General features: G+C 61.9%; 13 protein-coding genes. 6 read left to right on the forward strand and 7 right to left on the reverse strand.

The genetic code is table 11. The features are described 5' to 3' along the window. Nucleotides 1–392: 392 nt before the first annotated feature. From ACYASU_RS00725 to ACYASU_RS00740, 4 genes are read left to right on the forward strand one after another with little or no spacing between them, the layout of a single operon-like run. A complete protein-coding gene (locus ACYASU_RS00725) occupies nucleotides 393–1,058 on the forward strand; it encodes an amino acid ABC transporter permease (RefSeq protein WP_463581594.1) in 666 nt (221 codons plus the stop codon). Next, entirely contained in the window at nucleotides 1,039–1,698 is a 660-nt protein-coding gene (locus ACYASU_RS00730; protein ID WP_463581595.1) for an amino acid ABC transporter permease, read from the forward strand. The genes ACYASU_RS00725 and ACYASU_RS00730 overlap by 20 nt, the downstream gene beginning before the upstream one ends. After that, on the forward strand, nucleotides 1,695–2,456 hold the full coding sequence (locus ACYASU_RS00735) for an amino acid ABC transporter ATP-binding protein (RefSeq protein ID WP_463581596.1): 762 nt from the start codon (nucleotides 1,695–1,697) through the stop codon (nucleotides 2,454–2,456). Before ACYASU_RS00730 ends, ACYASU_RS00735 begins: the two co-directional genes overlap by 4 nt. After that, on the forward strand, nucleotides 2,450–3,301 hold the full coding sequence (locus tag ACYASU_RS00740) for a transporter substrate-binding domain-containing protein (protein ID WP_463581821.1): 852 nt from the start codon (nucleotides 2,450–2,452) through the stop codon (nucleotides 3,299–3,301). Before ACYASU_RS00735 ends, ACYASU_RS00740 begins: the two co-directional genes overlap by 7 nt. 421 nt (nucleotides 3,302–3,722) lie before the next feature. Here the strand turns inward: ACYASU_RS00740 and ACYASU_RS00745 are convergent, their stop codons facing one another. After that, on the reverse strand, nucleotides 3,723–4,034 hold the full coding sequence (locus ACYASU_RS00745; RefSeq protein WP_463581597.1) for a cupin domain-containing protein: 312 nt from the start codon (nucleotides 4,032–4,034) through the stop codon (nucleotides 3,723–3,725). Nucleotides 4,035–4,340: 306 nt separating this feature from the next. Here ACYASU_RS00745 and ACYASU_RS00750 point away from each other — a divergent pair, with 306 nt between their 5' ends. Continuing rightward, nucleotides 4,341–5,471 carry an alkene reductase gene (locus tag ACYASU_RS00750; RefSeq protein WP_463581598.1) on the forward strand — a complete coding sequence of 377 codons (1,131 nt, stop codon included), beginning with the start codon at nucleotides 4,341–4,343 and terminating at the stop codon, nucleotides 5,469–5,471. A 605-nt stretch (nucleotides 5,472–6,076) separates the two neighbouring features. On the opposite strand, the gene ACYASU_RS00755 is transcribed toward ACYASU_RS00750, so the two are convergent. The 3 genes from ACYASU_RS00755 to proP form a co-directional block, all read right to left on the reverse strand. Next, nucleotides 6,077–6,751, reverse strand: a complete 675-nt coding sequence (locus tag ACYASU_RS00755; protein WP_423574507.1) for an HAD family hydrolase — start codon at nucleotides 6,749–6,751, stop codon at nucleotides 6,077–6,079. Between the two features lie 92 nt (nucleotides 6,752–6,843). Beyond that, nucleotides 6,844–7,086 (reverse strand): hypothetical protein, encoded by a 243-nt coding sequence (locus ACYASU_RS00760; RefSeq protein WP_282372359.1) that lies wholly within the window; start codon nucleotides 7,084–7,086, stop codon nucleotides 6,844–6,846. 173 nt (nucleotides 7,087–7,259) lie between these two features. Further along, on the reverse strand, nucleotides 7,260–8,762 hold the full coding sequence (proP, locus tag ACYASU_RS00765; RefSeq protein WP_192172238.1) for a glycine betaine/L-proline transporter ProP: 1,503 nt from the start codon (nucleotides 8,760–8,762) through the stop codon (nucleotides 7,260–7,262). Nucleotides 8,763–9,161: 399 nt separating this feature from the next. On the opposite strand from proP, the gene ACYASU_RS00770 reads away from it, so the two are divergent. Continuing rightward, nucleotides 9,162–9,758, forward strand: a complete 597-nt coding sequence (locus ACYASU_RS00770; protein WP_463581599.1) for a trypsin-like peptidase domain-containing protein — start codon at nucleotides 9,162–9,164, stop codon at nucleotides 9,756–9,758. Here ACYASU_RS00770 and ACYASU_RS00775 read toward each other — a convergent pair whose 3' ends face one another. From ACYASU_RS00775 to ACYASU_RS00785, 3 genes are read right to left on the reverse strand one after another with little or no spacing between them, the layout of a single operon-like run. Beyond that, nucleotides 9,759–10,967 (reverse strand): HlyD family efflux transporter periplasmic adaptor subunit, encoded by a 1,209-nt coding sequence (locus ACYASU_RS00775; protein ID WP_192172236.1) that lies wholly within the window; start codon nucleotides 10,965–10,967, stop codon nucleotides 9,759–9,761. Beyond that, entirely contained in the window at nucleotides 10,964–13,123 is a 2,160-nt protein-coding gene (locus ACYASU_RS00780) for a type I secretion system permease/ATPase (protein WP_463581600.1), read from the reverse strand. Before ACYASU_RS00780 ends, ACYASU_RS00775 begins: the two co-directional genes overlap by 4 nt. Beyond that, nucleotides 13,120–14,562 carry a TolC family outer membrane protein gene (locus tag ACYASU_RS00785; protein WP_463581822.1) on the reverse strand — a complete coding sequence of 481 codons (1,443 nt, stop codon included), beginning with the start codon at nucleotides 14,560–14,562 and terminating at the stop codon, nucleotides 13,120–13,122. The genes ACYASU_RS00780 and ACYASU_RS00785 overlap by 4 nt, the downstream gene beginning before the upstream one ends. Nucleotides 14,563–14,586 lie beyond the last annotated feature (24 nt).

Consider the following 14,586-nt stretch of genomic DNA (forward strand, 5'->3'; position numbering starts at 1 on the left):
GATGCGGCATCGACAAAAAAGCCTGCCATGGCAATGCCTTGGGTAAGCGCGGTGCCAGCCTGTGCTTCGGACCTCCAATCATGGAAGCCGCTGACACTGTTGTCCCAGCAACAGCACTCCACCACTTGCCATGGAAAACAAACAGTTACGCCCCTTAACGACCCTCGATCGCGCTGAATCCCGGGACCTTCCGGCGTGGCATAAAGCCTGCAATGACTCAGAAACAAACCCGCGTCGACCCACCCATGGCGTCGCGTTTTACCCGTCATTGGCAGGAGTTAATGTGCCTACAGCCCCATCACTAAACCCGCACAGCCTTTCAGCGCCGGGACCGACCGGCATCGATCCACCCGTCGATGGCGACAACCTCACCAACCAGGGCCAGGGTTGATATGGCGTTCGATGTCGAATTTGCCGTGTCCACGCTGCCCGCATTCGTCAGCGCCGTCGGGGTCACGTTGCAGGTGGGCGTCATCGCCATCGGCACGTCGCTGTGCGTGGCGCTGATCAATGCCGCGATCACCGCGTTCGGCGTGCCGATCCTGCGTCCGCTGGTGCGCGTCTATGTGGAGCTGGCGCGCAACACGCCGTTGCTGATCCAGCTGTTTTTCATCTACTTCGCGCTGCCGACGCTGGGCATCCGCATCTCCGGGTTTGCCTCGGCGATCATTGCCATGACCTTCATGGGCGGCGCGTACCTGACCGAGATCCTGCGCGCGGGCATCGACGCGGTGCCCAAATCGCAGATCGAATCGGGGCTGTCCATCGGCCTGTCGCGCTGGCAGTTGCTGCGCCACGTCATCCTGCCCCAGGCCGGGATCCTCAGCCTGCCGGCGCTGTTCGCCAACTTCATCTTTCTGCTCAAGGAAACCACCGTGGTCTCGGCGGTGGCGGTACCGGAAATTCTCTACACCACCAAAAGCTACATCGCGCTGTACTACAAAACCTACGAAATGCTCGCGGTCATGACCGGCCTGTGCGTGCTGCTGTTCGTGCCGCTGTCGCTGCTGCTGCGCCTGATTGAAAGGAGGCTCCAGCATGGCCAGTTCGGGTCTTGAATTGCTGTGGATTTCGGCGCCGCAACTGGCCCAGGGCATCGGTCGCACGCTGGGTATTTCGCTGTTGGCGATCGTCTTCAGCAGTGTCGGCGGGCTGATCTATGGCGTGCTGCGCAACCTCGGGGTGCGCTGGATCGACGGGGTGCTGATTGTCTACCTGGAGCTGTTCCGGGCGATTCCGGTGCTGGTCTGGCTGTACCTGTTCTTTTTCAGTTTGCCGATCTTTCTCGGCTGGAGCATCCCCGGCTTCTGGTGCGCGGTGCTGGTGCTGTCGCTGTGGGGCACCAGTGAAACCGGCGAAGTGGTGCGCGGGGCGCTGCGCTCGATTCCGAAAGGGCAACGGGAAGCGGGGCTCGCGATTGGCCTCGGCCAGCTGCAACTCTACGGCCGCGTGCTGCTGCCCCAGGCGTTGCGGCGTATGACGCCGCCGCTGATCAATGTCTTCACCCGGCTGATCAAAACCAGCTCCCTGGCGGTGCTGATCGGCGTCGTCGACGTGATCAAGATCGGCCAGCAAATCATCGAGCGGACCTATGAGTCGGTGCCGATCTACGGCTTCCTGTTCGTGTTTTTCTTTCTTGCCTGTTATCCGCTCTCGGCCGCTTCGCGGGTGCTCGAGCGGCGTTGGAATCATTCATGAGCCCATTGATAAAACTGACCCGCTTCAGCAAAAACTTCGGTTCGGTGCCGGTGTTGCAAGACGTTGACCTGAGCATTCGCGAAGGCGAAGTGGTGGTGATTCTCGGCCCCAGCGGCTGCGGCAAAAGCACCTTGCTGCGTTGCCTCAACGGTCTCGAACTCGGCCATGCCGGGCAGTACCGCTTTGCCGGTCAGGACCTGCCGGCCAACACCGATTGGCGCCAGGTGCGGCAACAGATCGGCATGGTGTTTCAGAGCTACCACCTGTTCCCGCACATGACCGTGCTGGAGAACATTGTGCTAGGGCCGTTGAGCGTGCAGAAGCGCACACGCGTCGACGCGCAGCAACAGGCTGAGACACTGTTAACCCGCGTGGGCCTGCTGGACAAACGCGACGCCTATCCGCGCGAGCTTTCCGGGGGTCAGCAGCAACGCATCGCCATCGTCCGCGCACTTTGCATGAACCCCAGGGTCATGCTGTTCGATGAGGTCACCGCTGCGCTTGATCCGGAAATGGTCAAGGAGGTGCTGGAAGTCATCCTCGACCTGGCCCGCAGTGGCATGACCCTGTTGATCGTCACCCACGAAATGGCCTTCGCCCGCGCCGTGGCCGATCGAATCCTGTTCATGGACGGCGGCCGTATCGCCGAACAGAGCGACCCCGAATCCTTCTTCAGCGCCCCGCAGACCGCACGCGCGCAGCAGTTCCTGGAGAAATTCTCGTACGTAGAAAACATGCCAAAAAGGAAAGCATCGTGACCCTTAAATCTGCCCTCGTATTGCCACTGCTCGCCCTCGGATTGCTGGTCGGCACGGCTGCCGCCCATGCCGCCGACTCTGCCGCAGGGTCATTGGAAAAAATCAAGGCGCGCGACACGTTGATTGTCGGCGTTTTCAGCGACAAACCGCCGTTCGGTTTCGTTAACGAACAGGGCGACTACGTCGGCTTCGACACCGATCTCGGTCGGCGCTTTGCCAAGGACTTGCTGGGCGACGAGAAGAAGATCGAGTTCGTGGTGGTCGAGCCCGCCAGCCGCATTCCGTTTCTGCAGAGCGACAAGGTTGACCTGATCCTCGCCAACATGACCGTGACGCCGGAACGGGCGCAAGTGGTCGATTTCACTCACCCCAACCTGCGCGTCGCCGTGCAGGCCCTGGTGCCGGACAGCAGCCCGGTGAAGACGCTGGACGATCTGGCGAGCAAAACCGTCATCGTCACCACCGGCACCACGGCGGATATCTGGCTGACCAAGAACCACCCGGACTGGAAGCTGCTCAAGTTCGAGAAGAATTCCGAGTCGCTGCAAGCGCTGGCCAATGGCCGAGGCGATGCCTATGCCCAGGACAACCTGGTGCTGTTCAGCTGGGCCAAGCAGAACCCGGGATACCGCGTGCTCGCACAGAAACTCGGTGAAGAAGCGCCGATCGCTCCGGCGGTCAAGAAGGGCAACACTGAACTGCGCGATTGGGTGAACACCGAACTGGCCAGCCTCGGTCAGCAGAAGTATCTGCTCTCGCTGTACAACCAGTACGTGCGCGATCAACTGGCGGCGGACACCGATCCGTCGGCGGTGATTGTTGAAGGCGGGGCGTGGAAGCCTTGATTGATCGATCTTGTGGCTGGTAGCCGGGAAGCGGTCATTTCGAACACCCTGGGTTTAGCGGTGTGATATCCGACGCCTTCCCGGCTAAAGCCGGTCCCACTAGGGTATGCGGTGCCACTGAATGCGCGCGGTGTTTTAGTGGGACCGGCTTCAGTCCCACTGAATGAATGCGGTGTTTAGTGGGACCGGCTTCAGCCGGGAAGGGGCCCGTCCAAGCACCTTCGATTTTGCGGTGTGGCCTCTGACGCTTTCCCGGCTAAAGCCGGTCCCACTAGGGTATGCGGTGCCACTGAATGAGCGCGGTGTTCTAGTGGGACCGGCTTCAGTCCCACTGGATGAATGCGGTGTTTAATGGGACCGGCTTCAGCCGGGAAGGGGACCGTCGAATCACCACCACTTTGCAGTGATCAGGCGGCCTGGCTCAGACGCTGCCCTCGCTTTCGATCACCAGAATCCGCGCTTCACCCAACGGGTGGGCAACGTGGGCGGTGCCGATGGAGGCGTAGAAAATATCGCCGATGTGCAGCACGGTTCTGTGCTCGACGCCGTCCTGCTTGAAGCGCATCTCCACTTGCCCGTCCAGCACCACAAAAACCTCCTGACCATCATTCACGTGCCATTTGTAGGGCTGATCCGTCCAGTGCAGTCGCGTGGTGATGCCGTTCATGTTGGCGATGTCCAACGCGGCCCATGGGCGGTCACCGGTGAAGTCTTTGCTGCGGATGATGTTCATGGAGTGCCTGTTCAGGATGTGGGGTGTTGACCAATGAGCCCACTGGCATTGCCGAGGGTCGACCAACGTTCGATGCGCGGAATCATAAGCGCGGGACGGCCGACTGCAACGGGTTGTCTGGGTAGGGGATCTCAAAAGCGCAAGATTCTGCAAGTAGCGTTGTCTGCGGCCGATGTCCGGAATCATTGCGGATCTGACATTGCCGGGTCTGCACGTGCGCTTTAGACTCCCGGCCATCCACTAGACGACTGGTCTACGCAGTACGATCTAGCCAACACTTCCAACGACTTGAACGGAGTATCACCCATGTCCACTCAACCCTTGCTCACCCACGTCAACCTCGGTCGGCACGTGCTGAAAAACCGCATTGCCTTCCCGCCGTTGACCCGGCAGAGAAGCCTGCAGCCGGGCGATATCGCTTCGGACCTGATGGCACGCTACTACCAGCAACGGGCGTCCGCCGGTTTCATGATCACCGAAGGCACCCAGATCGAGCCGCGCGGCCAGGGCTATGCATGGACGCCGGGCATCTACAGCGCCGAGCAGGTCGAAGGCTGGCGCAAAGTGACCGATGCGGTACATGCAGAAGAGGGCGTGATTTTCGCTCAGCTCTGGCACGTGGGCCGTGTGTCCCATCACGCCTTGCAGCCCAACGGTGAAGCGCCGGTTGCCCCCTCGGCGATCCCGGCGGCCAACGCCAAGGCGTTCATCGAAACGGCGCCGGGCGCAGGGCAATTGGTCGTACCGCCGACGCCTCGTGCGCTGACCGTCGAGGAAATCCGCGAGCTGGTCACGCTGTATGCCCAGGCGGCTAAGAATGCGATCGAAGCGGGTTTCGATGGCGTGGAAATTCACGCGGCAAACGGTTACCTGGTCAACCAGTTCATCTCCGAGCACGCCAACCACCGCGATGACGAATACGGCGGCTCGCTGGAAAACCGCCTGCGCTTCCTGCGCGAGATCGTCACTGCCGTCGCCGAAGCCGTGGGTGCGGACCGTCTGGGCGTGCGCTTCTCGCCGCTGTTTGCCAGCACCGACGAAGAACGCGTCTACATCGGCCTGGTGGAAAGCGACCCGCACCACACCTATGTCGAAGCCATCAAGGTCCTGGAAAACGCAGGCGTCGCCTACGTCTCCATCGCCGAAGCCGACTGGGACAACGCCCCCGAACTGCCGGACACCTTCCGCAAAGCCATCCGCGAAGCCTTCACCGGCCGCATCATCTACGCCGGCCGCTACACCGCCGAACGCGGCAACCGCCTGATCGACGCCGGCCTGGCGGACCTCATCGCCTTTGGCCGCCCCTTCATCGCCAACCCCGACCTGCCGGTCCGCATCGCCAACGGCTGGCCCCTCAACCCCGTCAACCCGGCCACGTTGTATGGCGGGACGGAAGAGGGGTATATCGACTATCCGGTTTATAACGCGGGTGAGTGAAGGCAGGGTGGTTAGCCGATTGGGGTGACGCGGAGCGTCGGAGGATGCATTCCCACGCGGAGCGTGGGAATGATCAGCGCGTCGAGTCTGGAGCCGGTTTCAACGGCCAAGATTAGTGGCGCATGAACTGGCCTCTTCCCGGCTAAAGCCAGTCCCACTGAGAGCAGCGCGTGCATTCAGCAAAATTGGGAGTGATTCGGCCTGCGTATTCCCGGCTAAAGCCGGTCCCACTAAGAGCAGCGCGTGCATTCAGCGAAATTGGGAGTGATCCGGCCTGCGTATTCCCGGCTAAAGCCAGTCCTGCCAAGAATGCGTTTGCTCTGCTTTTGATCTTCATACAGGGAAGGGGCAGTCACCGCCAATCGCGACTTGGGTGCAGGCTGAACGCAGGTCTCGCGCAGTGGGCCGAGCGGCATGGATGCGGCGAGAGCGCCGTCAGGGCATGGATGCCCGTTCGGCGCGGGCCCACGGAGCGGGACCGGAGTGAAGGAACCCGACGAAGTCGGGCCCAACCGAGAGCAAGCACCCTTGGTTACTTGGGGTGCTTTTCCAAGTAACTCGCCGAAGGCGAAACAGTCTGCCCCCAGGCAGACGCTTTTAAGCTTCTAATCCCGCGTAGCGATCTCATCGAGATGGTTGAGCAGCGCCAGCGGATCCTCATACACCCGCAACGCCCCGGCCCGCTCCAGCTCACTCACATCGTAGCCGCCCGAAAGCAACCCAATCCCCGTCGCCTTGCACCGCCGCGCCGCCAGCATGTCCCAGATCGCATCACCGATCACCAGACAATCCTCAATCTTCGCGTCGATCTTCTTCGCAGCCGTCACAAACAAATCCGGGTCCGGCTTGCCGTTCTTCACATCATCGCGCGTGATCAGATTGATCTTCTTCGGGTCCAGCCCCAACGCCTTCAAATTGATCTGCGCCGTCGACATCTCCCCACTGGTCGCTATGCACCAAGGAAAGCCCTCATCGTCCAGCGTCTTCAGCAAATCAACCGCACCAGGCAAAGCAATGATCTGATCCTGGGTTCTCTCATACGCCTCGGCGTGCCTTTTACTCAACCGCTCGGCCTGCGCCTCGGTGATTTCCATCCCGGTTTCCCGGGACAGCATCTTCAGCATCAAACCGCCGCTCATGCCGATCTTGCGGTGGATCCGCCACATCGCCAGAGGAATGTTTTCCGAATCGAGGGCTTCTTTCCACGCCGTGACGTTCTGATAAACGCTGTCGGTCAGGGTGCCGTCGAGGTCGAAAAGAAAGGAAGTATTGGATCGCATGGTGTGGCTCCGTTGGTAAACATGTCATCCGCTGACTATGGCTAAAAATAAAAGGGACGCGCCCGGTGCTCAGGCAAGCCGCATAAAGCTGCTCAGGACAACCCGAGCGTCAGCCGTTTCAACCGCGACTCCACGACGGCGTCGTAGAACTCGGAAAGCTGCTCGGCCTGCTGCGCGTCGATTCCCCCGCAGCAACGCAAACCGAGCACGAAGCCATTGGCCTGAGCGCCGCTCTTGACCACATCGATGGTCGAGCCAGAGGCGCGTATGTCGGCCAGGATCATTTCGCTTTGCGGTCGTAGCACGGGGGGCAAGTGATCAAGGATGTCGGTCATGGGGAGGAGGCTGCCTTTCAGTTCTCTGTCCGCCTGTCAGTGCCTGCACAGAAGCGGGTGAATGCTCATGCAAGACCTGACCGGGAGAGGGACGCAGCGGTTCAGACAAATTTGCCGAAATGGCCGCGAACGGCAGGGATACCGTCGCGGCCATCTGTTTGGATAAGTTGCTATCAATCTATACGCGGGTGCTGCTGAACCAGGCTCTCGCGTTTGGCTTGCAACTCGGCAATCTGCGTGTCGATGTCTTCGATCTTCTGTTCGATATTGTCGTGGTGCTCCTGCAGCAGTTCACGGGCTTCGTTGAGGTCCGATGCCGCCGGCGCTGCGCCACGCAACGGCTTGTTCGCGGTTTCCTTCATGGTCAGGCCGGTGATCAGGCCCACCACCGCAACGACCATCAGGTAGTACGCCGGCATGTACAGGTCCTGGGTGGTTTCAACCAGCCAGGCGACCACGGTCGGGGTCAGGCCGGCGATCAACACCGACACGTTAAAGGCACTCGCCAGCGCGCTGTAACGGATGTGGGTGGGGAACATCGCCGGAAGTGTCGAGGCCATCACCCCGATGAAGAAGTTGAGGATCACCGCGATCATAAGCAGGCCGGCGAAGATCAAGCCGAGCTGGCCGCTGTTGATCAGTTTGAACGCCGGAATCGACAGCACCAGCAGAGCGATGCTGCCGGCAATGATGAAGGGCCGACGGCCGATCTTGTCGCTGAGGAAACCAATCAGCGGCTGCACGAACAGCATGCCGACCATGATCGCGACGATGATCAGTACGCCGCGGTTCTCGCTGTAATGCAGGTTGTGCGAGAGGTAACTCGGCATGTACGTCAGCAGCATGTAATACGTGACGTTGGTGGCCGCGACCACGCCGATGCAGGTCAGCAGGCTGCGCCAGTGCTTGGTGGCGACCTCCTTGAACGACACTTTCGGGCCGTGGGCCAGGCCTTCGCGGTCACCCTGTTCGAGTTTTTCCACGTGCTGCTGGAATGCCGGGGTTTCTTCCAGGGCGTTACGCAGGTAGAGGCCGATCATGCCCAGGGGCAGGGCGAGGAAGAACGGCAGGCGCCAGCCCCATTCGAGAAATTTCTCCTCGCCGACGACGGAAGAGATCAGCACCACGACGCCGGCACCGAGTACGAAACCGGCGATCGAGCCGAAATCCAGCCAGCTGCCGAGGAACCCGCGTTTGCGGTCCGGCGCGTATTCAGCCACGAAGATCGAAGCGCCGGTGTATTCGCCCCCGACCGAGAAACCCTGGGCCATCTTCGCCAACAGCAGCAGGATCGGCGCCCAGATGCCAATCGTTTCATACGAGGGGATCAGCCCGATGGCGAAGGTGCTGAGGGACATGATGACGATGGTCGCGGCGAGGACTTTCTGTCGCCCGTATTTGTCGCCGATGGCGCCGAAGAACACGCCGCCGATGGGGCGAATCAGGAAGGGCACGGAAAAGGTCGCGAGGGCCGCGATCATCTGCACGCTGGGGTCGGCGCCGGGGAAGAAGATCTTGCCCAGTGCGTACGCCACGAACCCGTAGACGCCGAAGTCGAACCATTCCATTGCGTTGCCCAGGGCGGCGGCGGTGATGGCCTTCCGCATCTTGGCATCGTCGACAATAGTGATGTCTTGCAACCCGATCGGGTTGACGGTTTTCTTGCGTGATCTCATAAAAGTCCCGGCAGGTAGAGGTGTGACGTTGCGGCGATCAGTATCCCGACCAACGGCAGTCCATGCACTCCGTGGAGAATGTGTGCTGTCGTAGTAGTGGCAGACCGATCTGCATCTGATAGGTGCAGAGGGTAAATAATTCATTAACTGGCCTGGATTTCCCGAATTATCCGCAAATGAATGGTATTGAGCGTGACGCAGGTCGTTGCATGATCCAAATAGGTTGGATCCAATAACCTGAGTGCATTACCACTAGTCGGGTGGTAGTTACACTCTATTGCCAGAGTGATGGCGCAATGACATATTCGCTCCCGTCATCCATCCTCACACACGGAAAACCAGATGCGCCCCTTCAAGTCACTTGTTGCAGCCTCAGTGCTGATCAGCGGGTGCAACGGAATGCCCACCGCTTTTACCCAGGATCCTGTCTTTGACCAAGCCTTCGTCGTCCACTCCGGTGCGCCGTGGCCCTATCTGTTGATGGGCACCGCGATCCAGTGGAATGAAGATTACGCGGTGACCGTCAAACACATCCCTTACATCTCGGGCGCGGTGTTTCAGGGGCAGGGCGACGTGCAGTTCTTCAAGCACAAAGCCGATTCCGTTCCGATGTGGCGTTCATACCAGCCGGGTGAAGAGCTCACCTCCGTGGGCTACAACTCCGCTTACATGTCGGTGAAAGGCACAGGCCATGCGCTGCCGGCGATGGTTCGCCTGGACGCAAAAGAAGGCAACGTGATGTACGGCACCCATGATGGCCCGGTGGCCAAGGGCATGTCGGGCGGTCCGGTATTCGCCGCAGATGGCAAGGTGGTGGGGATCACCGTGGCGTTGCTGACCTCCAGCGACCTGGCCAAGATCAAGCGTCCAGACCTGGCCAACCAGCCACGGATCAGCATCTTCATGCCGTACAACGAAATCAACCGCGAGTGGACCCGTTACATGGCGCAGCTCAAGCCTGCCACGCCAGCGCCGGTTCATCTCGCGGTCAACTGATCAACGCTCGCGCAGGGCTTCACGGGCGCGGTTGAGGGGTTTGATCAGGTAGTCCAGCACGGTTTTTTCACCCGTGCGGATGTCCACGGTGGCGATCATCCCGGGGACGATGGCAAAGGTCTTGCCCGCCTTGTTGCGCAGCACATCCGAGTCCGTACGGATAAACACGCGGTAATAGAAGATTTCCGGCTTGACCTCATCCTGAATCGTGTCCGGCGAGATGGTGACCACTTTGCCGTCGAGGCTGCCGTAGATCGAATAGTCGTAGGCCGTGATTTTCACTTTGGCCTGCTGCTCGGGGTGAATGAAAGCAATGTCCCGGGGCGAGATGCGGGTTTCGATCAGCAGTTGCTCATCCAGCGGGACGATCTGCATCAGCTGCCCATTGGGCGGCACGACCCCGCCGATGGTGGTGACTTTGATGTCCTTGACGATGCCGCGCACCGGCGAGCGCAAGGTCAGGCGTGACAACGAATCGCTGCGCCCACGGATCACCGCCGACAGCATCTGCGCCTCGGCATTGGCTTTGGCCAGGTCTTCGCGGGCATGCACCATGTACTCCGAACGCGCCTCGGTCGCCTTGAGCTCAAGCTCGGAGCGCTGGCGGTTCAGGCGCAGCACTTCGACCCGGCTCGACGCGCCGATCTTCGCCAGGTTCTCGGTGATGTCCAGTTCGCTGCGCACCAGCTTCAGCGAGCTTTCGATGCCGGTCAGGGTTTCGCTCAGGCCCCTGCGCCGGGCGTTGAACAAGTCCGTCTCCGCGCGGCGCAGCTCCGGGTACTTGTCCAGCGACGCATCGAAGGTGAGCGGTTTCTCGCTGACTTCCGCCTGCAGCCGATTGACGCTGGCCAGCGCCGCCCGGTATTTCGCCTCGCTTTCACCGACGTTCGATTCACTCTTCACTGCATCCAGTTGCGCCAGCACCTGACCGCGCTCCACCAGCGTGCCTTCGCTGACGTTCAACTCCTTGATAATCCCGCCCTCCATGGACTGAATCAGCTGCTCCCTGGAACTGGGCACCACCTTGCCGGTGCCGGTGGACACTTCCACCACCTGAAACCAGGCCGCCCAGGCGATAAAGCACGCCAGCATCAGCGCGCAGGTCCAGATCACCCGCACGCTTCCGGTGATGCTGCGCTCGTCCTTGCCGTCGAGGTAGGTGATCTGGTCGGCGAGCCGTGGAGTTTGCTCCGTGGTCAGTGCGTTCATGCCTGCGCTCCTTGCGGCTGTCTGAGTCGGGTGAGGGCGGCGTCGCGGTGGTCATCGATGACGATGCGACCGTTGTCCAGCACGATGATCCGTTCCACCAGTTGCAGCAGGCTGACCCGGTGGGTGGCGACGATCAGCGTGCGGCCCTGACACCAGGTCGAGAGTTTTTCCAGCAACTGGCGTTCGGTGATGTCATCCAGTGACGCCGTGGGTTCGTCCAGCAGCAGCACCTGGGGCTGGCGAATCAGCAAGCGTGACAGCAGCAGGCTCTGGCGCTGACCGCCGGACAGGCCCAGACCCCCTTCGAGAATCAGGTGGTCCATGCCCTTGGGCATCTGGCGGACAAACTCCAGCGCGCCGGTCACCGACAGGGCGGCGATGATTTCCTGATCGCTGGCCTGGCCCGCGCCGAGGGTGAGGTTGTCGCGCAGAGTGCCGTGAAACAGCCGCGCCTGCTGCGACATCAGGCCGACGTCCCGGCGCAGGTCGGCCGGGTCCAGGTGAGCGAGGGAGATGCCGTCCACGGTGGTCTCGCCGCTGGACAAATCCATCGAACCCGCCAGCGCCTGCAGCAGCGTCGACTTGCCCGCGCCGTTGCGCCCGAGGATGGCGACGCGCTCACCGGGCCGTATGTTCAGGTTGATGCCACTCAGCGCAAGCGATGCCTCTTCGCTGTACTTGAAGCCGGCCTGACGCAACACGTAATCCCCGCGAATGGCGGGCACATGCACGCGCTGACTGCCTTCGGGGTGATCGACCGGCATCTGCATCAGCCGATTGAGCCCCTGCAGCGCGACTTTCGCCTGTTGCCAGCGGGTAAGCACGTGGGTTAGTTGTGCCATCGGCGCCATCATCCGCGAGGCCAGCATCGAGGCGGCCACCAGGCTGCCGGTGGTGAGGTCGCCGCCAATCACCATGGGCGCACCGAACACGATGACCACGGCAAACACCGCGCCCTGCACGTTCTGGGTCCAGGCCACCAGGCTGTTGGTCAGCGAACGCAATTTCAGGCTGCTGTCGGCAGACGCGGCGTTGTAGTGATTCCACTGCTGCTGGAAACGTTGCTCGGCCTGCAGCGCCTTGATGTCGTCCATGCCCTGTACGGCTTCCACCAGCATGGCGTTGCGCAGTGCGGCTTCGCGCATCGAGGCATTGGCCAGCCGCGCCAGTTTGCGTTGGGCAAGGACGCCGGGCAGCACCATCGCCACCAGCGCGACCAGAGGAATCAGCACCAGCGTCCCGCCAATCAGATAGAACACCAGCAAGAACAGGAAGAAGAACGGCATGTCCGCGAGCGCCGTGGCGGTGCTGGAGGTGATCAGGTCGCGAATCTGCTCCAGCTCGCGCAGCTGCGAAATGAACGAGCCGGTGGATTTCGGCCGCGCCGAATTGCGCAGGCGCAGGGCGTGGCCGAACACCAGGTCCGACACCCGCAGGTCGGCGCGCTTGCCCAGTACGTCGGTGATGCGCAGACGCATGATGCGCATGACGAAGTCGAACACCAGCGCCAGCATCACGCCGCCAAACAACACGTACAGCGTCGGCAGCGACTCGGCCGGAATCACCCGGTCGTAGACCTGCATGGAGAACAGCACCCCCGCCATGCCCAGCAGGTTGGCGACCAGCGACGCCAGCATCACTTGGCGATAGGGGCGCAGGTCGCTGAGGACGATGCGCCGGAACCAGTGCTCGTCGTAAGGCTTGATGTAGTCGTCGGTGCGCACGTCGCTCAGGGGCTGGATGGGCCGCAGGATCACCGTGCGCAGCGCCTGCTCGGCAAGCACGGCCGGGTCGATGCGGCTTTGCAGGCCCTGATCGCCGCTGTACGCGATGCCCAGTTCGCCTTGCTCGCTGACGCTTTCGATCACCCCGACCTGGCCGTCGCGCAGCTGCACCAGCAGCGGCGTGCGCCAGCGCGACAGGCTCTTGCGGTCGTAGCGGGCGAACTTGACGCTCAAGCCCGCCTGGCGCGCCATGTAGCGAACCACTTCTTCGACACGGCCCTCGCTGTTGGTGGATGCCAGGCGAATGCTTTCCGGTGACACGTCGAGGCGGTAATGCCGGGCGACGGTGAGGATGGCTTCCAGCCACGGCGAGTAATCCGGACGATCGGGGCCTGCCGCAGGGGCTTCGGGGATGACGATGGTCTCGGTCATGGCAGGATCTCCACGTGCTGGATGGTGCTGTGATCGATGCCGAACGCGCGACGCAGCGCACCGCTGTTGTACAAGCAGTCGATTTGCAGGCGACGCAGGTCGGCCTGGGTGTTGGCCAGGTCGAAGCGCGACTGGTGGATTTCCTGCTCGGCGTTGAGCAGATCGAGCAGCGGCCGGGTGCCCAGTTCCAGGTACTGCCGGCCGTACAGCTCGCGGGCTTCGGTGATGCTGGTCTGCCGCGATTCCAGCGAGCTGAGCCGGCGCGTCAGGCCGGATGTCTGTGCCTGCGCTTCGCCCAGCCCTTGCCGCGCCTGCAGGCGGGCGGCGTCCTCGGCGGAATCGGCGGCGGTCAGCGCATAGTTGGCGGCGCGGCTGCGGGCGCTGATGGCGCCACCCTGATAAATCGGCACTTCCAGGTTGAGAAAGATCCCGGCCTGGGTGCGATTGATCCTCGAGTTCTGGTCGTCGTAGTGGTCGTCCAGATACTGGTTAATCGACGGCTGCAACGACAGTGTCGGATAGGCTTCGGCTTTGGCCTGGGCCAGTTCGGCCTGGGCCTGGGTGCGCTGTGCCACGGCTTGCAGCACGGCGGGGAGGACGTCTGTGCTCACGGGCGCGGTGCAGGCGTCGGTCATCGAGGGCGTGAAGGTGTCGCTGACCTGGGGCGGGGTCTGCCGACCGAGAAGGTTGGTCAGCGTCGACTGCCAGCGCGCGTACAGCGCTTTGTACTCCTGCAGCGTGGCCATGCCGCCCTCGGCGCGGGACTGCGCCTGAACCACATCGGAGCGAGTGCTCGCGCCCATGTCGCTGCGCTGTCTGGCCAGTTCGACGATGTCGCCGATGCCGCGGATCTGCTCCCGGGCGATGTCCACCAGGTGCTGGTAGCGCTGGACCTCGATGTAGGCGAACGCGGTGTCGCGGCTGACCTGATCGATGGTCAGCAGAATGCTTGCCTGACTGCGCGCTACCTTGGCCCGGGCCGCTTCGACCGAGTTCGACACCTTACCGAAGTCGTAAAGCATCTGTTTGAGGGAGATGCTCACCGACTGGCTGCCGTCATCGCTGCCGTAGCCGCTGGTGTAACCGCCTTTTATCCCGCCGGAGATCTGCGGGTAGTAACCGGCTTCGGCCACGTTGATGCCCTCGGCCTGTTGATACAGGGTGCCGATCGCTTCGCTGATGCTGGGGTGCCAGTCAACGGCGAGCCTGACCGCCTGTTCGAGGCCCAGGGTCTGGCTGTCTTCCTTGACCATGACTGCGTCGGGGCCAGAACCACTAATGCTCCTGCCATTAGCACTCCCTTTAGAACTGCTTTTCTCACTGCCCGTGGGGCTGTTGCCGGTGCGGCGCTGATCTGCAGGCTTTGCCTGCAGGCGCGAAGGGCTGATGCTGCGCAGGCCGGGATCGATCTGATCCTCCGCCAGCGCAACGGAAAACATCGGGTGACACAGGCCGAGGGTCAG

It is taken from the genome of Pseudomonas sp. HP_12 (assembly GCF_055283955.1).